This window comes from Ruegeria sp. BHSA191 (assembly GCF_059613325.1).
On record NZ_JBXWSH010000005.1, the window covers coordinates 60,333 to 83,025 of the forward strand.

A 22,693-nucleotide genomic window follows, 5' to 3' on the forward strand; every position below is an offset into this window, starting at 1 on the left:
ATGAACAAGAAACTCGCCATCCTCGCGCTTTCCACCGCCGTCGCCGCCCTGTCGGCCCCCGCCTTCGCCCAGTCGGAGGGCGACTGGACCCTGGGTATCGGCGTCGGGTATCTGGACCCGAAATCCGACAACGGTACGCTGGCCGGATTTAGCACCGACATCGACTCGGACACCCGCCCGATCTTCACCGCCGAGTATTTCATCCGCGACAACTTGGGCATCGAGTTGCTGGCCGCAACCCCGTTCAAGCATGACGTCACGCTGGGCGGAAGCGTCGATGCCGGCAGCGTCAAGCACCTGCCGCCCACCCTGTCGCTGAACTATCACTTCCCGACCAACAGTGCCTGGAAGCCCTATGTCGGTGCCGGTCTGAACTACACCATCTTCTTCGACGAGGAATCGCCGCTGGGCGATCTCAAGGTCGACGACTCGTTCGGCGTGTCGCTGCAGGCCGGTCTGGACTACATGGTCACGGACAAGGGCGCGGTTCGCCTGAACGTCCGCTGGTTCGACATCGACTCGGACGTCACGCTGAACGGCGCGAACATCGGCAAGGCCGAGGTCGATCCGTGGCTGGTTGGCGTGTCCTACGTCCATCGCTTCTGATCCTTCGATCGGATACGCCTCGCCGTGACCTCGTCGGCGAGGCGTTTTTCTTCATAGCATCTCGTTCATCAACTCGCGGCCGATCAGCATCCGGCGGATTTCGCTGGTGCCCGCGCCGATCTCCATCAGCTTTGCATCGCGGAAGATCCGGCTGACCGCCGCATCCGACAGGAATCCGGCCCCACCCATCGCCTGCACCGCCTGATGGGCCTGAATCATCGCCTGCTCGGACGCATAGAGGCAGCACGCCGCCGCATCCTGACGGGTCACGTCGCCCCGGTCACAGGCCTTGGCCACCTCATAGATGTAGGCCCGCGCCGAGTTCATCGCCGTGTACATGTCGGCGATCTTGCCCTGCATCAGCTGGAAGGTTCCGATCGGTTTGCCGAACTGCTTGCGCTCGGCCATATAAGGCATGATCTCGTCCAGACAGGCTGCCATGATTCCGGTACCGATCCCGGCCAGAACCACCCGTTCATAGTCGAGGCCTGACATCAGCACGGCAACGCCCTTGCCCTCTTCGCCCAAAACGTTCTCGAAGGGCACTTCGACATCTTCGAAGATCAGCTCGGCCGTGTTCGACCCGCGCATCCCCAGCTTGTCGAAATGGGGCGAGGTCGAGAACCCTTTCATCTCTTTCTCGATCAGGAAGGCCGTGATGCCCTTGGACCCGGCGTCCGGGTCGGTCTTGGCATAGACGACCAGCGTATCGGCATCCGGGCCGTTTGTGATCCAGTATTTGTTGCCGTTCAGGCGGTAATGGTCATTGCGCTTTTCGGCGCGCAGCTTCATCGAGACCACGTCCGACCCGGCACCGGCCTCGGACATGGCCAGCGCGCCCACATGGTCGCCCGAAACCAAGCGCGGCAGGTATTTCTTCTTCTGCTCTTCGTTGCCGTTCAGCTTGATCTGGTTGACGCACAGGTTGGAATGCGCCCCGTAGGACAACGAAACCGAGGCCGAGGCCCGCGCGATCTCCTCGACAGCCACGACATGGGCCAAGTAAGACATGCCCGCCCCGCCGTATTCCTCGGGCACGGTGATGCCCAGCAGCCCCAAGTCACCCATTTCCTTCCACAGTTCGTTGGGAAAGGCGTTGGTCTTGTCGATCTCGGCCGCCATCGGCTTGACCCGCTCCTGCGCCCAGCGGTGCACCATCTCGCGCAGCGCGTTCACATCTTCACCCAGATCGAATTGCATTGTCGCCGTGAACATCCGCGCTCTCCTCTCTCGCGTTAATGAACAGGTGTTCAATAAACTGATACAGACCTTTCCCCTCGCGGTCAATCATCGCGTGACCCAAATGAAAAAGCCGCCCCTCGGGCGGCTTTTGCAGGGTTCGGGCGTGCGCCGCATGGCGCACTCGATTGAATTATTGCTGGAAAACGGCGCCGACCTCGGCGCGGATGATGCCGGCAATCAGGCGGCAATCGTCCAGCGAGAAGGTGAGCGGAACGCGCATGTCGATGATCCCGCGCAAAATTCGGTCGGTCTCGGGCATCCGTTCCGACTCGGCATAACGCCAGCTGTCATAGCGCGAAGTGAACCCGGTTGGCTCGGCCCCACCGAACCACTTCAGCTCGACCCCGCGATCGGCGCAGCGTCGCAGAACCTCGGCAATCTGTTCAGGCACCCAATCCAGCAGAAGGAACTGGATCGACGAGCCTACATATCTTTCCTCCGCAGGCCGCTCGATGATGGTCAGGCCGGGCGTGCCGCGCAGGCCCGCCTCGATCTCGGCATAGCGTTCGTTCCAGCGCCGTACCTGCTGGTCCAGATTGCGCAACTGGGGGCGCAGGATCGCGGCGCGCAGATTGTCCATCCGCCCCGACACGTTTGGCGTGGTGTACTTGATCCGCTCGAACACCTCGGGGCCCGGTGCCGCAAGGTGGCGTTCATACAGCATGTACGAGCCCGACAGCATCGTGGCCTTGGCCGCCAGCATCTCGTCATCGGTGATCAACAGACCACCCTCGCCCGAGTTCACATGTTTGTAGGTCTGGCAGGAATAGCAGCCGATCGCTCCCTGCCGGCCGGACAACTGCCCACGCCAGGCGGCGCCCATCGTGTGGGCGCAATCTTCGATCACCGTCACCCCGGCTGCGTCGCACATCTGCATCAATCGGTCCATGTCACACAGATGCCCGCGCATGTGGCTGAGCATCAAAACCTTGGCGCGGTCCAGCTTGGCCGCCAGATCGTCCAGATCGATGGTCAGCCCCTCGGTCACGCCCACAAAAACCGGGCGCGCATTGACCGAAGCAATCGCCCCCGGCACCGGGGCCAGCGTGAAGGCGTTGGTCAGAACCGCGTCCCCCGGCTGGACACCCACGGCACGCAGGGCCGTGGCCAGCGCATAACCGCCCGACGACACGGCCAGACAGTATTTCGCCCCCATCTGCAAGGCAAATTCCTGTTCCAGAAGGGCGGTTTCGCTCACCTCTCCGGGGGCCACGTTGTAGCGGTGAAGCCGCCCGTGGCGCAGAACGGCCAGCGCCGCCTCGATCGCCGCGTCGGGGATTGGCTCCTGCTGGGTGAAACTGCCAGAAAATCGCTCGGTCATGGCGTTGTTTGTGGGGCCAGTCGCAGCGCGGGTCAAGAGATTAGGCCGCCGCGCCCACAAGCTCGGCAACGATTGCGGGCAGATCGTCGAAATGGTGCAGCAGCGCCTCGGGCTGCAGCGCGGCCATGTCATCGCCTGACGGGCCGAAGGTCACAAGGATCGACGGCACCCCGGCGGCACGGGCCGTGTTCCTGTCGGTATCCGAGTCGCCCACTAGGATGCAGTGGTCGGGATGTCCCCCGGCCCGGCGCGCGGCTTCACGCAGCGGCGCGGGGTCGGGCTTGCGCACCGGCAGCGTATCCGCCCCCACCAGCGAGCCGAACAGCGCCCGCGCGCCCAGCCGCGTCATCAGCAGCTCGGCCAGCGCCTCGGGCTTGTTGGTGCAGATGCCGACACCGTATCCGGCGGCTTTCAGCGCTTCGACCGCCTGCAGCGCGCCGGGATAGAAGGTGGTGTGGGTGTCGATAGCCTGTCCATAGGCCTCGAGCAGGACCGGGTAATAGGCGTTCACGGTCTCTTCGTTATAGGCGCCCACGCGTTTCAGCCCGTGGGTCAGCATCATCCGCCCGCCGCGCAAAGCCACCGCAGCATCCTGCCCGTGCACCAGCACATCACCATGCCCCATCTGCCGGAAACAATGGTTCGCCGCCGCCAGCAGATCGCCCGACGTATCGGCCAAAGTCCCGTCCAGATCGAAGATGACCGTGCGCATTCTGTCTCCTTGTTCGGCAGTTTTCCGCCATGTCGTGTTGCAAACGGCAATCTTGTTTGATGGCCGAACGGCTTGCGCCCCTGCCCCCAGCGGATAAAACGGACCGCGACAAAACAAAAGAGAAAACGCATTCATGAGCACTGCCCTTGTCATCCTTGCCGCCGGAAAAGGCACCCGGATGAATTCGGACATCCCAAAGGTTTTGCACCCGATCGCCCAGGTTCCGATGCTGGTGCACGCCATGCGCGCCGGTTCGGTCCTGGCACCCGAACGCACGGTCATCGTCACCGGCCACGGCTCGCAGGCGGTGGCCAAGGTCGCGCAGGCCGAGGATGAAGACGCGCGCATCGTCGTGCAGGACCAACAGTTGGGCACCGCCCATGCCGTCGCCCAAGCGCGCGAGGCGCTGGACGGGTTCATCGGCGACGTGGTCGTTCTGTACGGTGACACCCCGTTTCTGCAGCCCGACACGCTGGAGCGCATGATCGCCGCGCGGGCTGACAACGATCTGGTGATCCTTGGCTTCGAGGCCGCCGACCCGGCCCGGTACGGCCGTTTGGTGATGAACGGCGACGCCTTGGAGCGGATCGTCGAGTTCAAGGATGCTTCAGATGAAGAACGCGCCATAACCTTCTGCAACTCAGGCCTTCTGGCCTGTGACGCGGGCACCCTGTTCGACCTGATCGACGCGGTCGGAAACGACAACGCCTCGGGCGAATACTATCTGACCGACGTGGTCGAGATCGCGCGCGACCGCGGCCTGAAGGTCACCGCCGTTTCGTGCGACGAGGCGCAGACGCTGGGCGTGAACTCGCGCGCTGATCTGGCCGCCGCCGACGCCGTGTTCCAGGCCCGCGCCCGGGCCGAGTTGCTGGATCTGGGCGTCACCCTGATGGCCCCCGAGACGGTCTATCTGGCCGCCGATACGGTGATCGGCCGCGACACGGTGATCGAACCAAACGTGGTCTTCGGCCCCGGTGTCACCGTCGAAAGCGGCGCGACGATCCGGGCGTTTTCGCACCTGGAAGGCTGCCATGTCAGCCGCGGCGCCATAGTCGGCCCCTATGCCCGGTTGCGCCCTGGGGCGGAACTGGCCGAGAACACGCGTATCGGCAATTTCGTCGAGATCAAGAATGCCCAGATCGACGAGGGCGCCAAGGTCAATCACCTCAGCTATGTCGGCGATGCGTCGGTGGGCGCGGGTACGAATATCGGCGCGGGCACCATCACCTGCAACTATGACGGCGTGATGAAGCACCGCACGACGATCGGCGAGAACGTCTTTGTCGGTTCGAACACTATGCTGGTGGCCCCGGTCACCGTGGGCAGCGGCGCGATGACGGCCACCGGCACCATCGTGACCCGCGACGTCGAACCCGACGCCCTGGCGGTGGGTCGCGCCAAACAGGAAAACAAGCCGGGCTATGCCCGCAAGCTGTTCGAGATGCTGAAGGCGAAAAAGGCACGCCGGGACAAGGGAGCCTGAGTAAATGTGTGGAATTGTTGGCGTATTGGGCAAGCACGAAGCGGCGCCCATTCTGGTCGAAGCACTGAAACGGCTGGAATACCGCGGCTATGACAGTGCGGGCATCGCAACCATAAACGGCGGCAAGCTGGGCCGTCGGCGCGCGGTGGGCAAGCTGGTCAATCTCAGCGACCTGCTGGTGCATGACCCCCTGCCTGGCAAGTCGGGCATCGGGCACACGCGGTGGGCGACCCATGGCGCACCCTCGGTCAGCAACGCGCACCCGCATCAGGCCGGACCGGTTGCCGTGGTCCACAACGGCATTGTCGAAAACTATCGCGAGCTGCGGGCCGAACTGGCCGAGAACGGAATCGATTTCCAGACCGAGACCGACACAGAAACCGTCGCGTTGATGACCGAATTCTACATGAAATCGGGGCTGGGCCCGGTCGAGGCCGCCTTCAAGACCATCGACCGGCTGCAAGGCGCCTTCGCGCTGGCCTTCCTGTTCGACGGCGAGGATGACCTGATCGTCGCCGCCCGCAAGGGCTCGCCGCTGGCCATCGGGCACGGAGATGGCGAGATGTTCGTCGGCTCGGACGCCATCGCGCTGGCGCCGCTGACCGACCGGATCACCTATCTGGAGGAAGGCGACCGCGCCGTGGTCACCCGCAATTCGATCGAGATCCGCAACGAGGCGGGCGAAATCGCAAATCGCGAGATCCGCAAGATCCAGCTGGATCAGACCCGAACCGACAAGGGCGGACACAAGCATTTCATGGCCAAGGAAATCGCCGAACAGCCGGTGGTGGTGGCCGAGGCGATCCGCTCGTACCTGCCCACCGGCAGCGACCGGGTGGTTCTGCCGGATGCGGATCTTGATTTCTCCAAGCTGGACCGCCTGACCATGGTGGCCTGCGGCACGGCCTTCTATGCCTGCCTGACCGCCAAATACTGGTTCGAGCAACTGGCCCGGATGCCGGTCGAGGTCGATATCGCCAGCGAGTTCCGCTATCGCGAACCGCCGATCACCGACCGCACGCTGGCGCTGTTCGTCAGCCAGTCGGGCGAAACCGCCGACACCCTGGCCGCGCTGCGCTATTGCGAGGGCAAGGCCGACAAGATCGTGTCGGTGGTCAATGTCCCCGAAAGCTCGATCGCGCGGGAAAGCGACGTGGCGCTGCCCATCCATGCCGGGGTCGAGATTGGCGTTGCCTCGACCAAGGCCTTCACCTGCCAGCTGAGCGTTCTGCTGATGCTGGCGCTCAAGGCCGCGGCCGACCGGGGCACGCTGGACGACGATGCGCTGGCCGATCACGCCGCCGCGCTGCGCGGCCTGCCGACGCTGCTGAACGCCGCGCTGGACCAGGAGGAGGCGATCCGGAAATCCGCGCAGCGCCTGTCCGAGGCGCGCGACGTTCTGTTCCTGGGACGCGGCCTGATGTACCCGCTGGCCCTCGAAGGCGCGCTGAAACTCAAGGAAATCAGCTATATCCACGCCGAAGGCTATGCCTCGGGCGAGCTGAAGCATGGCCCCATCGCCCTGATCGACAAGCACATGCCGGTGGTGGTGATGGCCCCGCGCGATGCGGTGTTCGACAAGACCGTGTCGAACATGCAAGAGGTCATGGCGCGCAAGGGCAAGGTCATTCTGGTCTCGGACGACGACGGGATCGCCGATGCCAAAGACGGGGTCTGGAGCACGATCCGTATGCCGCATGCCCACGCCTCGGTCGCGCCGATCCTGTATTCGGTGCCCGCGCAGCTGCTGGCCTATCACACGGCCGTCGCCAAGGGCACCGATGTGGACCAGCCGCGTAACCTGGCGAAATCCGTCACGGTCGAGTAAGCCGTCATGCCGGAAAGCCCTCTGGACCAGATCAAGGCGCATGCCGACCCGGACCGGGCCACCCAGATGGCGGCCTATCACAAGGTCGATCGCCCCTATCTTGGCGTACCGAACCCTGTGCTGAATGATCTGACCAAAAGCTGGCGGCAGCAGATGGACGTAGACGCCCGTGTCGCGCTGGCCGATCAGCTGTGGCAGACCAACATCCACGAGGCGCGGCTGGCCGCCGCCAAGCTGCTGACGCAGGCGCGCATCCGCCCCGATCAGGCGGTTTGGGACCTGCTGCAAATCTGGCTGCCCGATTTCGACGCCTGGGCGGTCGCCGATCATGCCAGCATGGCCATGCAAAAGCGCCTGTGGGCTGACCCTTCGCGGCTGGATCAGGTCGAAAGCTGGACCACCTCGGATCACATGTGGACCCGACGCGCGGCACTGGTCGCCACCCTGCCCTGGACCAAGCAGAACCACCCCAAGCCCGAAGATCTGCAGCGCCGCGACCGTATTCTGAGTTGGGCCGCCGGCTATGTCCCCGATCGCGACTGGTTCATCCAGAAGGCGGTGGCCTGGTGGCTGCGCGACCTGTCGAAACATGACCCCGACCGGGTCCGGGCCTTTCTGGCCGCGCACGGTGACGCGATGAAGCCCTTTGCCCGCAAAGAGGCCAGCAAGTACCTGAAAAGTCAATCGGAATAGACGTCCAGCTCGACCAGCTCGTCAAACGGTACCAGCAGAGCGCGCATCGCCTCGAGCGAGAGCCGCCCGCCGCCGCCCTCGGGGCCCGACGCGGGAACCAGCGTCACATAGGCCTGCGCCCCGGTCTTCGTCACCACGACCCTGCCATTCCGCTCGGCCTGCACCAATGGCGTTTCCAGCCAGCGCCCCGGTTTGTTCGGATCGCCTAGCCCCGCGATCGTGCGTTTCGCACCGCTCCAACCGGGTTGCGCCGCCGCAACGGGCTGTGCCGCGACGACCTCGGTTTCCGTGACCACCGCATCCGGTTTAACGGTCGGCGTTTCTGGCGACCGGTCCAAGGTCTGCCGCACCGCATCGCAGCCGGTCAGAAACGCAGGAAGGAGGATAAACAGGTATCGCATGCAACCAACCTACCCCTGCCCGCGCCCGTGTTCCACCCCTCGAGCGCAGTTGCGACTTGCCGTATCGCATTACCCGCTTTACCTATTGAGCATGACTGCTCCGCTGATCGATCCGTTTGCCCGCGCAATCACCTATCTCCGCGTCTCCGTCACGGACCGCTGCGATTTCCGCTGTGTCTATTGCATGTCGGAAAACATGACCTTTCTGCCCAAGAAAGAGCTGCTGACGCTGGAGGAACTGGACCGGATGTGCTCGACCTTCATCCGGCTGGGCGTGGAAAAACTGCGGATCACCGGGGGCGAACCGCTTGTGCGCCGTGGGATCATGAGTTTCTTCGACTCGATGACCCGGCATCTGGACAGCGGCGCGCTGAAAGAGCTGACGCTGACCACCAATGGTTCGCAATTGGCCCGGTTCGCCGACGACCTGTATGCCGCCGGGGTGCGGCGGGTGAATGTCTCGCTCGACACGCTGGACGAAGACAAGTTCGCCCAGATCACCCGCTGGGGTCGCTTGAAACAGGTCTTGGGCGGAATCGATGCCGCGCAGAAAGCCGGGTTGCGCGTGAAGATCAACGCGGTGGCCCTGAAAGGGTTCAACGAGGAAGAACTGCCCAAGATCACACGATGGTGCGCCGAGCGCGACATGGACCTGACCTGGATCGAGGTCATGCCCATGGGTGACATCGGCAACGAGGATCGGCTGGATCAATACTGGTCGCTGAAAGACGTGCGGGCCGAGTACGAAAACCACTATACTGTTACCGATCTGGCCGAGCGCACGGGCGGCCCGGCGCGCTATGTCCGGTTGGAGGAAACCGGGCAGAAGATCGGCTTCATCACACCGCTTAGCCATAATTTCTGCGAAAGCTGCAACCGGGTACGCCTGACCTGTACGGGCGAGTTGTACATGTGCCTGGGGCAAGAGGACATGGCCGACCTGCGCGCGCCCCTGCGCGACCACCCCGACAGCGAAGAGCCGTTGGAACAGGCGATCCGGGCGGCGATCACCCTCAAGCCCAAGGGCCATGATTTCGACTATTCCCGCCAAAAGATCGATGGCCAGATGAGCCGTCACATGAGCCACACGGGCGGCTGACATGTCAGACTTGTCGGGGCGACCCACGGCGCTGTACCGCGTGTACTGCGCGCTGACATCCCTCGCAATGCCGCTGGCCTGGCGCACCGTTCGCGCCAAGCTGCAGTCGGCGGGTGTTTCTGAAATCCGTCAGCGCGAGCGGCTGGGCCATGCGAGCCAACCCCGCCCCGACGGTCGGCTGATCTGGTTTCATGCGGCCAGCGTGGGTGAGAGCCTGTCGGTTCTGAGCCTGATCAAGCGCATGAGCGAACGGATCGACGATGCGCAGTTCCTGATCACCTCTGGCACCCCGACCTCGGCTGCGCTGGTGGAAAAACGTCTGCCGCCGCGCACCCGCCACCAATACCCCCCGCTGGACAGCGCCGGCCCGGTGGCGCGGTTTCTGGATCACTGGCGGCCCGATGCCGGCGTCTTTGTCGAAAGCGAGATCTGGCCACGACTGATCGTCGAGACCGCCCGGCGCGGGACGCCCCTGGCCCTGCTGAACGCACGCCTGTCCGAGAAATCGGTGGCCGGGTGGAAGAAGCGCCCCGACACCGCCCGCTATGTCCTGAGCCAGTTCCGCCTGTTCCTGACGCAAAACGACCGCACGGCCGCAAACCTGATCGCCATGGGGGCGCCCGTCGATCGGGTGCAACCCGGAACCAACCTCAAGGCCATGTCCGATCCGCTGCCGGTGGATCAAGACATGCTGACGCAGATCCGCGCCCAGATCGGCGCGCGGCCGGTCTGGATCGCCAGCTCGACCCATGCAGGCGAGGAAGAGACCGTTCTGGCCGCCCATGCCGAATTGCTGAACCGCTGGCCCGACCTGCTGCTGCTGCTGATCCCCCGTCACCCTGAACGGCGGGGCGAGGTCTGCGCCCTTGTTGATGCGGCGGGTCAAAGCCATGCTCTGCGCAGCGCCGGGCAGCCGATCACCCGCGACACACAGGTCTATGTGGCCGATACGCTGGGCGAAACCGGAACGTGGTACGCGCTGTGCCCGATCGTGTTCCTGGGCGGGTCGCTGAAAGAGATCGGCGGCCACAACCCGTTCGAACCCGCGCAGGCCGGAGCCGCGGTGATCACTGGGTCGGGCTATTTCAATTTCGCTGAGACATTTGCCCCGCTGGTGGACAGCGGTGGCGCGGTCGAAGTGTTCTCGGCCTCGGACCTGAGCGGGGCAGTCGCGCTTTGGCTGTCGGACAGATCGGCTCTGGCAGCAGCGCAAGCGGCGGCGCAGTCCTGCGTGAATACCCAGAAATCGGCGCTAGATGCGGTTGTTGATACGCTATGCGACAAACTGGACCTGGAGGACGCAGGCCCCTGACCGCAAACGGCAGCGGGGGCCTGCGCCCCCGCTACGGAATCAGGCTGCGGGCATCCGCTGTTCGACGATCTCGGCCCACCAACTGCACCCGGCAGGGATCGCCTCGTCGTTGAAATTGTATTCCGGGTGGTGAACCATCGCCGTATCGCCATTGCCGACCAGGATATAGGCTCCGGGGCGCTCTTCCAGCATGTAGGCAAAATCCTCGCCGCCCATGACCAACGGTGCGACCTCGCAATCGCCCGAGACCGACTTGGCCACTTGGGCCGCAAAATCGGTCTGTTCGTCACTGTTCACCATGACGGGATAGCCGCGCATGTAGGTCACGTCGGCAGTGCCGCCGAACGTGGCCGCGACGCCCGCGCAGATTTCCTTGATCCGCTTTTCGGCCAGGTCGCGCATTTCGCTGCTCATGGTGCGTACGGTGCCCTTGATCTGCACCTTCTGCGGGATCACGTTGAACGCCTTGGACGAGGTCTCGAACGAGGTGACCGAGACGACGACCTGATCGATCGGATCGGCATTGCGCGACGCGATGGTCTGCAACGCCAGAACAGCCTGCGCCGCCATTACGGTCGTGTCCACCGTCTCGTGCGGCTTGGCTGCGTGCCCGCCCCGCCCCTCGAAAGTGATGTCGAACTGGTCGGTCGCCGCAAAGAAAGCCCCCGGCCGGATCGAAAAGCTGCCGACCGGCTTGCCCGGCCAATTGTGCATCCCGTAAACCTCCTGGATGTTCCAGCGGTCCATCAGGCCGTCCTCGCACATCTCGCGGCCGCCACCTCCGCCCTCTTCGGCGGGCTGGAAGATCACCACCACGGTGCCATCGAAGTTGCGGGTCTCGGCCAGGTATTTCGCCGCGCCGAGCAGCATGGCGGTATGTCCGTCATGGCCGCAGGCATGCATTGCCCCCGGTGTTTTCGAAGCATAGTCGAGGCCCGTCGCCTCGTGGATCGGCAGCGCGTCCATGTCGGCCCGCAGGCCGATCACCCGGCCCTTGGTGTCGGCCTTGCCTTTGATCACGCCGACCACCCCGGTGCGGCCAATCCCCGTGACCACTTCGTCGCAGCCGAATTCCTTCAGCTTTTCCGCCACCACCGCGCTGGTGCGGTGTGTTTCGAACAGGATTTCGGGGTTTTCGTGCAGATCTCGTCGCCATGCGGTGATTTCGTCCTGCAATTCGGCAAATCGGTTCTTGACTGGCATTTTCGTCTTCTCTCTCCTTCAAAGCCTCAGGCCGCCGGCATCCGGCTTTCGACCATTTCGGCAAACCATGAGCATCCAATCGGAATGATTTCGTCATTGAAATCGTATTCAGGGTGATGCAGCCCGGCGCTGTCACCATTGCCCAGAACTATGAACGCACCCGGCCGTTCCTGCAACATGAACGAGAAATCCTCGCCGCCCATTACCATCGGTGCCTCGAGGCAGCTGCCGCCCACGGCGATGGCTGCTGCCTCGGCGTGCTGTGTGGGCACTTCGGCGTTGATCGTCACCGGCACGCCACGGGTATAGTTTACCTGCGCAGTTCCGCCCATCGCGGCCGCGACGCTCTGCGTCACCTCGGTCAGGCGGCGCTCGATCAGGTCGCGCATCTCATTGGAATGGGTACGCACCGTGCCACGCACGCGCGCCGATTGCGGGATCACGTTGAACGCGGTCGAAGATGTCTCGACCGAGGTGACTGACAGCACCGCCTGCAGAGTCGGATCGGCGTTGCGCGCCACGATGGTCTGCAGCGCCACCACAAGGTGCGACAGCATGACGGTGGTGTCCACCGTTTCGTGCGGCTTGGCCGCATGCCCGCCGCGCCCTTCCAGATGGATGTCGAACTCGTCCGCCGCCGCCAGCAACGGCCCCGAGCGGATGGCGAATTGCCCCGTGGGCAGGCCCGGCACGTTGTGCATGGCATAGACCTCCTGGATGCCAAAACGGTCCATCAGCCCGTCCCGACACATCGCTTCGGCGCCGTTCCCGCCTTCTTCGGCCGGTTGAAAGATCACCACCGCCGTGCCGTCGAAATTGCGTGTCTCGGCCAGGTATTTCGCCGCCCCTAGAACCATTGCCGTATGTCCGTCATGGCCGCAGGCATGCATGGCCCCCGGCGTTTGCGAGGCATAGTCCAGCCCGGTCTGCTCCTGCATGGGCAGCGCGTCCATGTCGGCCCGCAGGCCGATCACCCGGCCCTTGGTGTCGACCTTGCCTTTGATCACGCCGACCACGCCGGTGCGGCCAATCCCCGTCACCACCTCGTCGCAGCCGAATTCCTGCAGCTTTTCCGCAACCACCGCGCTGGTGCGGTGGGTGTCGTACAAGATCTCTGGGTTCTGGTGAATGTCACGCCGCCACGCGGTGATTTCGGGATGCAATTCGGCAAAACGGTTTCTGACGGGCATGCACGTTTCCTCCACTACCAGCATCCAAGCCTAAAGCCTTGGGCTGGGACAAAAAAATCAGGCGGCCAGTTTCTGAACCAACCGCTGCATGAATTGGTGCCCGGCATTGAACTGGGCAACGGTTATGAATTCGTCGGGCTTGTGCGCCTGGGCGATGTCGCCCGGCCCGCAGATCACGGCCGAATAGCCGGCCTCCTGGAACTGCCCCGCCTCGGTGCCATAGCTGACGACATGGGTCGCGTTGTCGCCGGTCAGCGAGCGGACCAGAGCCTCGGCCTCGCCCTCGGGTTCGGGGACCAGCGCGGGAACAGCAAAGCTGGGCGTCACGTCGATCCGCGTCTCGGGGCGGACCTGCTGCATCCGCGCCTCGACCGCGCGCACCTGCGCAAAATAGGCGTCGCGCCATGCGGCGGCACTTTCGCCGGGCACCACGCGGAAATCCATCATGAACCAGCAATCCTTGGCCGTGATGTTATGCGCCGTCCCACCCCGGATCATGCCCACATGGCACGTCGTCCAAGGGGGGTCGAACACCGCCGCCAGCGCGCCGGGTTGCGCGGCCATGTTCTTCGCATTCTGCTGATTGGCCCAGTCGATCAAGGGGGCCGCCTGCATGATGGCATTCACCCCTTCGTGCAGGCGCGAGCTGTGGACCTCGTAGCCCACCACATGCGTGTCATAGCCATAGCTGCCTTTGTGCCCGGTCACCGCCTGCATCATCGACGGTTCCCCCACGATCACCGCCGAGCCCCTGGGCAGAACCTTCTGCATCGCCGCGATCATCGGCGGAGCGCCGGTACAGCCGACCTCTTCGTCAAAGCTCAGCGCGAGTTGCAACGGGCGAGCCACGCCCGCGTAATGCGCCTCGACCAATGCCCAGATCGCCAGCGCGTCGAACCCTTTCATGTCGCAGGTGCCGCGCCCGAAATACTTGCCTTCGCGCTCGGTGACCGTGAAGGGATCGCTGTCCCAGGCCTGCCCGTCCACCGGCACCACGTCGGTATGACCTGACAGAACGATAGCACCTTCGTCCCAAGGCCCGACATGGGCAAACAGAGCCGCCTTGTGCGGCTGGTCGGGATCGGGCCAGCGGTGGGCTTCGATGCCATGACTTGCCAGATAGTCCCCGACCCAGTCGATCAGAGGCAGGTTGCTGTCGCGGCTGACCGTCGGGAACGCAATCAGCCGCGTCATGATCTCGAGCGGTGTCAGGCGCCGCGCCATCGGGATCAATACCCGCTGTCGGTGGTCAGAATGAAATGCCCCGGCTCGACCTCACGGTACTCAGACGGCGCAGGCTGATAGTCGATCGGATGAATGGGCGACGGGATCGGTTTGAAATTCAGGTCTTTTTCCGATTTTCGCTGGTTCGGGTCCGCGATCGGCACCGCCTTCATCAGCGCCTGGGTATAGGGATGCTGAGGGTTCTCGAACACCCGCGCCCGCGGGCCCAGTTCGACGATCCGGCCCAGATACATCACCCCGACATGGTGGCTGACGCGTTCAACCACGGCCATGTCGTGGCTGATGAACAGATAGCTGAGCCCCAGTTCGGACTGCAGTTCCATCATCAAGTTCAGCACCTGCGCCTGCACCGATACGTCTAGTGCAGAAACGGCCTCGTCGGCGATGATCAGCTTGGGGTTCAGCGCAAGGGCGCGCGCGATGGCGATACGCTGGCGCTGGCCGCCCGACATCTCGTGCGGGTACCGGCGCATGAAGCTGCGCGGCAGGTGCACCTTGTCGAACAGCTGCGCCACACGGTCCTGCAATTCCGACCCCGAGGCCACGCCATAATTGCGCATCGGCTCGGCGACCTGATCGACCAGCTGCATCTGCGGGTTCAACGAGGCGAACGGGTCCTGAAAGATCATCTGCATGTCCAGCCGGGCCTTGCGCAGGCCCTTCTGGTCCAATTTCATGATGTCGACGCCATCGAGGTCCACCTCGCCCGACAGCGGCTCGACCAACCGCAGGATCGACCGCCCCGCCGAGGACTTTCCGCAGCCGGATTCACCGACCAGACTCAGCGTCTGACCCCGGTTCAGAGTGAACGATACATCCTCGACCGCGTGCACGTTCGAGATCGTGCGGCGCAGCAGCCCGCCCTTGACGGGGAAGCGCGTGGTCAGGTTGCGGACCGTCAGCAGCACGTCCTCGGTTCCGGGAATCGGAGCGATGTTCTGGCCCTCGACTCCCAGCAGCTTCATCGGTTCGGGCGCGGATTTGCCGCGCATCTCGCCCAGCTTGGGCACCGCGGCCAGCAAGGCCTTGGTGTAGTCGTGTCGGGGGTTTTCGAAAATCTCGGTGACGGTGCCCTCTTCGACCTTGTTGCCGCGATACATGACCACGACGCGGTCGGCCATCTGGGCGACCACGGCCATGTCATGGGTGATGAACATCACCGCCGTGCCGGTTTCCCGCTTGAGCCGGTCCATCAGGGCCAAGATCTCGGCCTGAATGGTCACGTCCAGTGCCGTCGTCGGCTCGTCGGCGATCAGCAGGCGCGGCTCGCAGGCCATCGCCATGGCGATCACCACCCGCTGTCGCATCCCGCCTGACAATTCGTGCGGGTACTGTTTGAGGCGCCGCTCGGGCTCGGGGATGCGGACCTGCTTGAGTAGCTCCAGCGCGCGCGCCTCGGCCTGTGCCTTGGACATGTTTTTGTGGATCCGCAGGCCCTCGGTCAGCTGTCGGCCCACGGTGAAGACCGGGTTCAAAGCGGTCATCGGTTCCTGGAAGATCATCCCGATCTCGTTGCCGCGAATCTGCTTCATCAGGTCCTGATCGGACTTGGCCAGATCCAGCTTGCGCCCGTCGCGTCGGTCGAACAGCAGTTCGCCCCCCGCGATCTTGCCGCCGCCGAATTCCACCAGCCGCATCAGCGACAGCGACGACACCGATTTGCCCGACCCCGATTCGCCCACGATGCAGACGGTTTCGCCCGGATGGACCTCGAACGAAACATCCTCGACCCCGACGACCGGTCCATCCTTGGTCTGAAACTCGACGCGAAGTTTTCTGATATCGGCAATAGGCTGGTCCAGCACGCGCGCGCTCTCCTTGAGGGCTTGTTCGATTTGAGTGCCAAACGCTAAGGCGGCGAAGTGGGAAAAGTCAAACCCATTGCCCGATTTCGCTGCGGCAAGGCTTGCAATTTTCCAAAACTCTGTTTCGATACCCCGCGTAACCGCGCCGGAAAACCTGTGCAGGCCGCAATAAGCGAAACCTTTTTTCTTTTCGTTACAGCAGCTTGCCCCACGCGCGGCAACGCCAAGTCCGCAGGCCTTGCGGAATAATCGAGACACGAATGTGTCCAACATGGAGTGTATGATGAAAATCAAAGCCCTTTTGCTCGGTGCGATTGCAAGCACGGCGATGGCCCCGATGGCCATGGCCGAGCGCGGATCGGACGGCAATGTCAGCATCATCTATTGGCAGGCGCCCTCGATCCTGAACCCGTTCCTGTCGGGTGGCACCAAGGATGTCGAGGCGGCCTCGCTGGTGATCGAACCGCTGGCCCGCTATGACCAGGACGGCAACATGGTGCCCTACCTGGCGGCCGAAATCCCCACAGTCGAAAACGGCGGTGTCAGCGAGGATCTGACCTCGATCACCTGGAAGATCGCGCCCGGCATCACCTGGTCGGACGGCTCGCCCTTCACCGCGGCGGACGTCAAGTTCACCGCCGACTACTGCATGGACCCGGAGGGCGGATGTGCGCAGGTGACCAAGTTCGAAGGCGTCACCAGCGTCGAGGCGCTCGACGATCTGACCGTCAAGGTCACCTTCGACAAGCCGACCCCCTTCCCCTATGGCCCGTTCGTTGGCGGGGAAAGCCCGATCATCCAGAAGGCCCAGTTCGAAAACTGCATGGGCGCCAAGGCGCCGGAATGCACCGAACAGAACTTCAATCCGATCGGCACCGGCCCGTTTGTCGTCACCGAGTTCAAGCCGAACGACGTGATCACCTTCAAAGCCAACGACAACTATCGTGATCCGAACAAGCCTGCCTTTGCGACAGTGACGTTCAAGGGCGGCGGCGATGCAACCGCGGCCGGACGCGCCGTGATGGAAACCGGTGAGTTCGACTATGCCTGGAACCTGCAGCTGGCGCCCGAAGTGATCGCGCAAATGCAAGAAGGCGGCAAGGGCACTCCGGTGGCAGGCTTCGGCCCGCTGGTCGAGCGCATCATGCTGAACCAGACCAACCCGTCCCCCGAACTGCCGGAAGGCGAACGTTCGACGGCCAAGCACCCGCACCCGTTCCTGACCGACCCGGCCGTGTACAACGCCATGTCACTGGCAATCGACCGTCCGCTGCTGGTTGAGATCGGTTATGGCCAAGCAGGCAAAGTTACCTGCAACTGGGTGCCGGCTCCGGCCGCGTTCAACTCGACCACCATGACCTGCGACAAGCAGGACATCGAAGGCGCGAAGAAGCTGCTGGATGATGCCGGGATCGTCGATACCAACGGCGACGGCATCCGCGAAAAAGACGGTGTTCCGCTCAAAGTCGTATACCAGACCTCGACCAACGCCGTCCGTCAGGACTTCCAGGCGCTGATCAAGGAATGGTGGAGCCAGATTGGCATCGAAACCGAACTGCGCAACATCAACGCCTCGGTCTTCTTCGGTGGTGATCCGGGCTCGCCCGACACGTTCCAGAAGTTCTATGCCGACGTTGAAATGTACGCCAACACCTTCAACGGCACAGATCCGCAGTCGTATCTGGGCAACATGCTGTGCGACAAGGCTCCGCGTCCGGACACTCAGTGGCAGGGCGAGAACATCTCGCGCTGGTGCGACCCGGAATATGACGCGCTGCATGCCCAGCTGGCCCAGACCGCCGGCCTGGAAGCCCGCGCCGAGATCGCGAAAAAGCTGAACGACATGGCCGTAATGGGCGGCGCGATGATCCCGCTGGTGCACCGTGGCCGCCTGTCGGCACATTCGAACACGCTGGGTGGCGTCGTTCTGAACGTGTGGGACAGCGAGCTGTGGAACATCGCTGACTGGTACCGCAAGACCGGTTCCTAAGCGTCAGGCTTGCACTGCCGCGCCCCGGTGTCTATCGGGGCGCGGTTACCTGCATCCACCCCAACGAAAAGACGCATGCACAAAGGCGCCTTTGAATGCTCAACTTCACCATTCGACGACTGATCCTGGCCGTTCCGACGCTGTTGTTCATCAGTCTCGTCATTTTCCTGCTGCTCGAACTCGCCCCCGGCGACCCGATGGCGCAGGTTCCGCTGACCGTTCCGCCCGAAGTCAAAGAGAAGATGCGCGAGGCGCTTGGCCTCGGCCAGCCGATGCATGTCCGGTTCTGGAAATGGATCGTGCAGTTCTTCTGGATTGAACCTCAGGTTCTGGTCGATCACATTTTTGGCACTACCTTTTCCGAAGGTGACCTGCGGGTGATTTCGTGGCAGACCCGCTCGCCCGTCATGGACATCGTCGTTCAACGCATCCCGCAGACCCTGTGGGTTGTCGGCACCGCCTATGTGGTCGCCATCCTGATCGCGCTGCCCATCGGCATCTATTCGGCCTATCGCCAGTATTCATGGTTCGACCAGATGGGCACCTTCGTGTCGATGGTCGGCTTCTCGGTCCCGCCGTTCTTCTCGGGGGTGCTGGTAATCGTGATCTTTTCGGTCCAGCTGGGCTGGTTCCCGTCGATCTATGACACGACGCATGTGGTCAATGACTGGGACAGCTTCGTCGTTCAGCTGAAACAGATGATCATGCCGGTGATGGTGCTGGCGCTGCAGATCACCGCGCAGCTCAGCCGGTTCATGCGCGCCTCGATGCTGGACAACTTGAACCAGGACTACGTCCGTACCGCCCGCGCCAAGGGCCTGAGCGAGTACACCGTCGTCATGGTGCATGTCCTGCGCAACTCGATGATCCCGGTGGTCACCGTGATCGCCCTGGGGATTCCGTCGATCTTCGGCGGCGCCATCATTACCGAGCAGGTATTCAAGGTGAACGGCATCGGACAGCTGCTGATCGGCGCCATCCAGGCCAACGACCTGCCGATGGTGCAGACCCTGACCTTCATCTTTGCCGTGCTGATCGTCCTGTTCAACCTGATCGCCGACGTTCTCTATGGCATTCTGGACCCGAGGATCCGCTATGACTGACAAGGATCGCTTTGTCCCCGACGAAGGGCTTGCGCCCGCTTCGACCGCTCTGCCCGCCGCGGACGTGGTCGAGGAATTCACCGCCCCGCCCCGCAGCCAGTGGCGCGATGTGTGGGACCAGTTCAAGACCCACAAGGGCGCCATGATCGGCGCGATGCTGTTCATCTTTATCGTCGCGGCCGTCTATCTTGGCCCGTTCCTGTGGACCATCGACCCAACCCAGATCGATATCCGTGCCCGCAACCAGGGGCCCAGCTGGGCCCATCCGTTCGGTACCGATCAGCTGGGCCGGGACATCTTGGCCCGGATGATGTCGGGGGGGCAGACCTCGGTCTCGGTCGGCATCACCGCGATGCTGCTGGCGCTGTTTCTTGGGTCGTTCATCGGCGTGGTCGCCGGGTTCTTCAAACGGTTGGACGGGCCGCTGATGCGCCTGACCGACCTGTTCCTGGCCCTGCCGCTGCTGCCGCTGCTGCTGGTGATGATGTTGCTGTTCCGCGAGCCTCTGTCCGCTGCGTTCGGGCTCGAGCGTGGGATCTTCATCCTGATCGTCTGCGCCATCGGCATCACCTCGTGGATGCCTACGGCGCGGATCGTGCGCGGCGACGTGCTGGCCATCAAGGAACGCGAATTCGTTCTGGCCGCCCGCTCGATCGGCACCAGCAACACGCAAATCATCACCCGGCACATCCTGCCGAACGTACTGTCTCCGATCATGGTGTCGGCCACGCTGGGCATCGCCACGGCGATCATCACCGAAAGCGCGCTGTCCTTCCTGGGCCTGGGCTTCCCGCCTGATTTCCCCACCTGGGGCCGGCTGCTGTTCGATGGTGTTGATTATCTGCAGCAATACCCCGAGCGTGTGTTCTGGCCCGGCTTGGCGATCTCGCTTACCGTTCTCAGCGTGAACTATCTGGGCGACGGCTTGCGCGATGCGCTCGATCCGCGGATCCGCGGACGCTGAACAAAATTCAGTCGGCGCGCCTAAGCGCGCCGGCCAACAAAACGATCACAACTGCCAGCGGCAGCAGGACGCCAAAGGCCAGCCGCAGTGATAAGATCCCCGCCAGAAGCCCGATCAGCGGCGGACCGATCAGAAGACCTCCGTACCCCAAAGTGGCGACACTGGCGATGGCCTGCCCCGGCGGGACATGCGGGTCGTTCGCGGCTCGGCTGAAGGCCAGCGGCATGATCACCGCATAGCCCACGCCCATCATCGCGAATCCAGCCAGCGCCCCGACCGCCCCCCCGGCCGATACCACCAGGAACACGCCCAAGGCCGCGCAGGCTCCGCTGACCCGAGCCACCGGCACCGGGCCGAACCGGGCGATCACGAGCCCACCCAGGAGCCGAACTGCAACCATGGACACCGAAAAGACGGCATAGCCCAACGCCGCAACGCTTTCAGCCACACCCGTGACATCCCGCAGAAAGATGGCGCTCCAATCAGCCACCGCGCCTTCGCCCAAAGCGCCGCACATCGCGGTCAGCCCGACCAGAACCAGAACTCCGCTGGGCAAGGCAAAGATCGCGTTGCCGTCGGACTGCACCCGCCGCGATGTCCATCGGACCCAGGACAGGGCAAGCGCCAGCGCCACGGTTGCCCCTCCGGCCAGCAGGAAATGTGGCAACACGGCAAGCTGCAGCTGAACCGCGCCGTAGCCGCTGAGCGCTCCCAACCCGGCGCCGAGGCTCCACATCGCGTGGAACGAGGACATCACCGGTTTGGCGTAGGCCTGCTCGACCTCGGCGGCCCAGGCGTTCATGGCCACATCCATCGAGCCGTGGAAGGCCCCGAAGATGAACAGGAACGCAGCCAGCATGGCGAAGCTGTCGGCGGCCGCAAGAAGGATCAGTGATGCTGTGTACAAAACCGCGATCACCCGCGTCACTGTCACCGCTCCGAACCTGTCGGTCAGGCGCCCGGTGACTGGAAAGGAACACACCGCCCCAGCCGCCATGAACAGCAAGCCATAGCCCAGCTCTTCGTGGCTCAGCCCCAGACGGTCACGGACGGCCGGAATGCGCGAGGCCCAGATGCCGAACAGGGCGCCGTTCAGGATGAACATGGCGGCCACGGCCCGCCAGGCTGAAACCAATCCGGTCATTTGCCCTGCCCCACCTGTGAATTGCCTGCCTTGCAGCAATACAGGCGCCGTGCGGGTTGGCAAGCCGCCCTATTCCAGCTTGCGGCGGATACGGCGCACGGCCAACCAGACAAGCGCCACAACAGGCAGCGTCACGCCTGCGGTCAACATCCCCTTGCTGATCCCCGCCTTGGTCAACGGATACAGCAGGTAACTGACCAGTGACACGGCATAATAGCTGATGGCCACCACTGAAAGACCCTCGACCGTGTGCTGCAGACGCAGGGCCAGATCCGCCCGGCGGTCCATGCTCTCCAACAAAGCCTGGTTCTGCGCGCTGCGCTCGACATCGACGCGCGTTCGCAGCAGGTCACCGGCGCGAATGGCCCGGTCCGAAAGCGCCTGCAGTCGCCGTTCGGTCGCCTTGACCGTGCGCATGGCCGGGTCATAGCGGCGCATCATGAAATCGGCGAATGTCTGACGCCCGTGAAAGCGATCCTCGCGCAGTGCCTCGATTCTCTGGTGCACGATGGCCTCATAGGCCCCCGTCGCGGCAAAGCGAAAAGCCGAACGCGCCGACAGCGTCTCGAGCTCGGTCGACGTGGCCAGCAATTGCGGCAACAGATCGTCAGGATGGGTCTTGTCCTTGGTCATCTCGCCCATCAGCTGGGTCAGTTGCCGGTCCAACTCGCCGATCTGGGGCATCAGGGCCTTGACCCGGGCAAAGCCCAACATGGACATCGCCTTGTAGGTCTCGATCTCGCACAGGCGTTGGATGATCCGGCCGGTGCGCCTGCGCCCGGTGCCCTCGGACACGAACAGGGCAAACCGCATGTGGCCCGCCGGGTCGATGCGAAAATCGCTGGCGCAGATCGCCGAGTCGTCCAGCACCTGTGACACAGCCAAGCTTTCGGGTTCGAACCAGTCCGCCAGCGCGGCTTGCGTGGCCCCGTCATCCGGGCGCGGCACCACCCGCAGCATGATCGAGGTCACACGCTGCCCCGGACTGGCCATCAGCCAGTCGGGGGGGAATACCTCGAAATCGGCGGGGTTGAAGGCGCGCTCGCTGACATTCTGAGTGATGGCCGTGTAGGTCACGAATTCCGTGTGGTGCTCCCACTTCAACCAATGCCGCCCGATCTGGCCGGCATAGTGGGTGGCATCGGGCTGCGGATGCTGTGCCCCGTGGCGGTCCAACAGGTCGATCAGGTGGGCCATATCTTCGGCTCGGTCGCGCGCCACCGCGGCGACCGGTTTTTTGATCGCAAGGAAGACAACCGTGCACGGGGCCTGCGCAACGGGGAACGGCCGCGCGTGCAATTCATTGGCTAACGTATAGCGCAGCGGATGATCCTCGATTGGCGTCATGA

At 63.6% G+C, this 22,693-nt stretch carries 19 protein-coding genes; 9 read left to right on the forward strand and 10 right to left on the reverse strand.

The window, feature by feature from the left end; genetic code table 11:
• Entirely contained in the window at positions 1 to 606 is a 606-nt protein-coding gene (locus AC2FNS_RS07145) for an OmpW/AlkL family protein (RefSeq protein WP_496686097.1), read from the forward strand.
• A 51-nt stretch (positions 607 to 657) separates the two neighbouring features.
• Here AC2FNS_RS07145 and AC2FNS_RS07150 read toward each other — a convergent pair whose 3' ends face one another.
• From AC2FNS_RS07150 to AC2FNS_RS07160, 3 genes are all read right to left on the reverse strand, one after another.
• Positions 658 to 1,821, reverse strand: a complete 1,164-nt coding sequence (locus AC2FNS_RS07150) for an isovaleryl-CoA dehydrogenase (RefSeq protein WP_496712986.1) — start codon at positions 1,819 to 1,821, stop codon at positions 658 to 660.
• 157 nt (positions 1,822 to 1,978) lie between these two features.
• Entirely contained in the window at positions 1,979 to 3,169 is a 1,191-nt protein-coding gene (locus tag AC2FNS_RS07155; protein ID WP_496712984.1) for a DegT/DnrJ/EryC1/StrS family aminotransferase, read from the reverse strand.
• A gap of 40 nt (positions 3,170 to 3,209) precedes the next feature.
• On the reverse strand, positions 3,210 to 3,881 hold the full coding sequence (locus tag AC2FNS_RS07160) for an HAD-IA family hydrolase (protein WP_496712982.1): 672 nt from the start codon (positions 3,879 to 3,881) through the stop codon (positions 3,210 to 3,212).
• Positions 3,882 to 4,014: 133 nt separating this feature from the next.
• On the opposite strand from AC2FNS_RS07160, the gene glmU reads away from it, so the two are divergent.
• Genes glmU through AC2FNS_RS07175 form a run of 3 tightly spaced genes read left to right on the forward strand, consistent with a single transcriptional unit; the run spans position 4,015 to position 7,888 of the window.
• Positions 4,015 to 5,367 (forward strand): bifunctional UDP-N-acetylglucosamine diphosphorylase/glucosamine-1-phosphate N-acetyltransferase GlmU, encoded by a 1,353-nt coding sequence (gene glmU, locus AC2FNS_RS07165; protein ID WP_496678918.1) that lies wholly within the window; start codon positions 4,015 to 4,017, stop codon positions 5,365 to 5,367.
• Between the two features lie 4 nt (positions 5,368 to 5,371).
• Positions 5,372 to 7,195 carry a glutamine--fructose-6-phosphate transaminase (isomerizing) gene (gene glmS, locus AC2FNS_RS07170; protein ID WP_496678917.1) on the forward strand — a complete coding sequence of 608 codons (1,824 nt, stop codon included), beginning with the start codon at positions 5,372 to 5,374 and terminating at the stop codon, positions 7,193 to 7,195.
• Between the two features lie 6 nt (positions 7,196 to 7,201).
• Positions 7,202 to 7,888 carry a DNA alkylation repair protein gene (locus tag AC2FNS_RS07175; RefSeq protein WP_496712980.1) on the forward strand — a complete coding sequence of 229 codons (687 nt, stop codon included), beginning with the start codon at positions 7,202 to 7,204 and terminating at the stop codon, positions 7,886 to 7,888.
• Here AC2FNS_RS07175 and AC2FNS_RS07180 read toward each other — a convergent pair.
• Positions 7,876 to 8,289: a hypothetical protein gene (locus AC2FNS_RS07180; RefSeq protein ID WP_496712978.1), complete on the reverse strand. Its 414-nt coding sequence runs from the start codon at positions 8,287 to 8,289 to the stop codon at positions 7,876 to 7,878. The two genes, AC2FNS_RS07175 and AC2FNS_RS07180, sit on opposite strands and share 13 nt — an antisense overlap.
• A gap of 91 nt (positions 8,290 to 8,380) precedes the next feature.
• On the opposite strand from AC2FNS_RS07180, the gene moaA reads away from it, so the two are divergent.
• Together moaA and AC2FNS_RS07190 are read left to right on the forward strand one after the other, a co-directional pair.
• Positions 8,381 to 9,388 (forward strand): GTP 3',8-cyclase MoaA, encoded by a 1,008-nt coding sequence (gene moaA, locus AC2FNS_RS07185; RefSeq protein ID WP_496686078.1) that lies wholly within the window; start codon positions 8,381 to 8,383, stop codon positions 9,386 to 9,388.
• A 1-nt stretch (position 9,389) separates the two neighbouring features.
• Positions 9,390 to 10,700, forward strand: coding sequence for a 3-deoxy-D-manno-octulosonic acid transferase (locus AC2FNS_RS07190; protein WP_496712975.1), 1,311 nt, complete (start codon positions 9,390 to 9,392; stop codon positions 10,698 to 10,700).
• A 39-nt stretch (positions 10,701 to 10,739) separates the two neighbouring features.
• On the opposite strand, the gene AC2FNS_RS07195 is transcribed toward AC2FNS_RS07190, so the two are convergent.
• The 4 genes from AC2FNS_RS07195 to AC2FNS_RS07210 are packed head-to-tail and all read right to left on the reverse strand — an operon-like array spanning position 10,740 to position 16,143.
• Complete coding sequence (locus AC2FNS_RS07195; protein WP_496686073.1) at positions 10,740 to 11,903, reverse strand: M20 aminoacylase family protein; 1,164 nt, start codon at positions 11,901 to 11,903, stop codon at positions 10,740 to 10,742.
• A gap of 26 nt (positions 11,904 to 11,929) precedes the next feature.
• A complete protein-coding gene (locus AC2FNS_RS07200) occupies positions 11,930 to 13,093 on the reverse strand; it encodes a M20 aminoacylase family protein (RefSeq protein WP_496797501.1) in 1,164 nt (387 codons plus the stop codon).
• A gap of 57 nt (positions 13,094 to 13,150) precedes the next feature.
• Entirely contained in the window at positions 13,151 to 14,317 is a 1,167-nt protein-coding gene (gene argE / locus AC2FNS_RS07205; protein ID WP_496712971.1) for an acetylornithine deacetylase, read from the reverse strand.
• A 5-nt stretch (positions 14,318 to 14,322) separates the two neighbouring features.
• Positions 14,323 to 16,143, reverse strand: a complete 1,821-nt coding sequence (locus AC2FNS_RS07210; RefSeq protein WP_496678903.1) for an ABC transporter ATP-binding protein — start codon at positions 16,141 to 16,143, stop codon at positions 14,323 to 14,325.
• A 283-nt stretch (positions 16,144 to 16,426) separates the two neighbouring features.
• Here AC2FNS_RS07210 and AC2FNS_RS07215 point away from each other — a divergent pair, with 283 nt between their 5' ends.
• The 3 genes from AC2FNS_RS07215 (at position 16,427) to AC2FNS_RS07225 (ending at position 20,200) form a co-directional block, all read left to right on the forward strand.
• On the forward strand, positions 16,427 to 18,133 hold the full coding sequence (locus AC2FNS_RS07215; protein ID WP_496686066.1) for a peptide ABC transporter substrate-binding protein: 1,707 nt from the start codon (positions 16,427 to 16,429) through the stop codon (positions 18,131 to 18,133).
• A 95-nt stretch (positions 18,134 to 18,228) separates the two neighbouring features.
• Positions 18,229 to 19,236 (forward strand): ABC transporter permease, encoded by a 1,008-nt coding sequence (locus AC2FNS_RS07220; protein WP_496678900.1) that lies wholly within the window; start codon positions 18,229 to 18,231, stop codon positions 19,234 to 19,236.
• Entirely contained in the window at positions 19,229 to 20,200 is a 972-nt protein-coding gene (locus AC2FNS_RS07225; protein WP_496678899.1) for an ABC transporter permease, read from the forward strand. The genes AC2FNS_RS07220 and AC2FNS_RS07225 overlap by 8 nt, the downstream gene beginning before the upstream one ends.
• A 7-nt stretch (positions 20,201 to 20,207) precedes the next feature.
• On the opposite strand, the gene AC2FNS_RS07230 is transcribed toward AC2FNS_RS07225, so the two are convergent.
• Complete coding sequence (locus AC2FNS_RS07230) at positions 20,208 to 21,344, reverse strand: MFS transporter (RefSeq protein WP_496712969.1); 1,137 nt, start codon at positions 21,342 to 21,344, stop codon at positions 20,208 to 20,210.
• Between the two features lie 69 nt (positions 21,345 to 21,413).
• Entirely contained in the window at positions 21,414 to 22,691 is a 1,278-nt protein-coding gene (locus tag AC2FNS_RS07235) for a DUF3422 family protein (RefSeq protein WP_496712967.1), read from the reverse strand.
• Between the last annotated feature and the right edge of the window lie 2 nt (positions 22,692 to 22,693).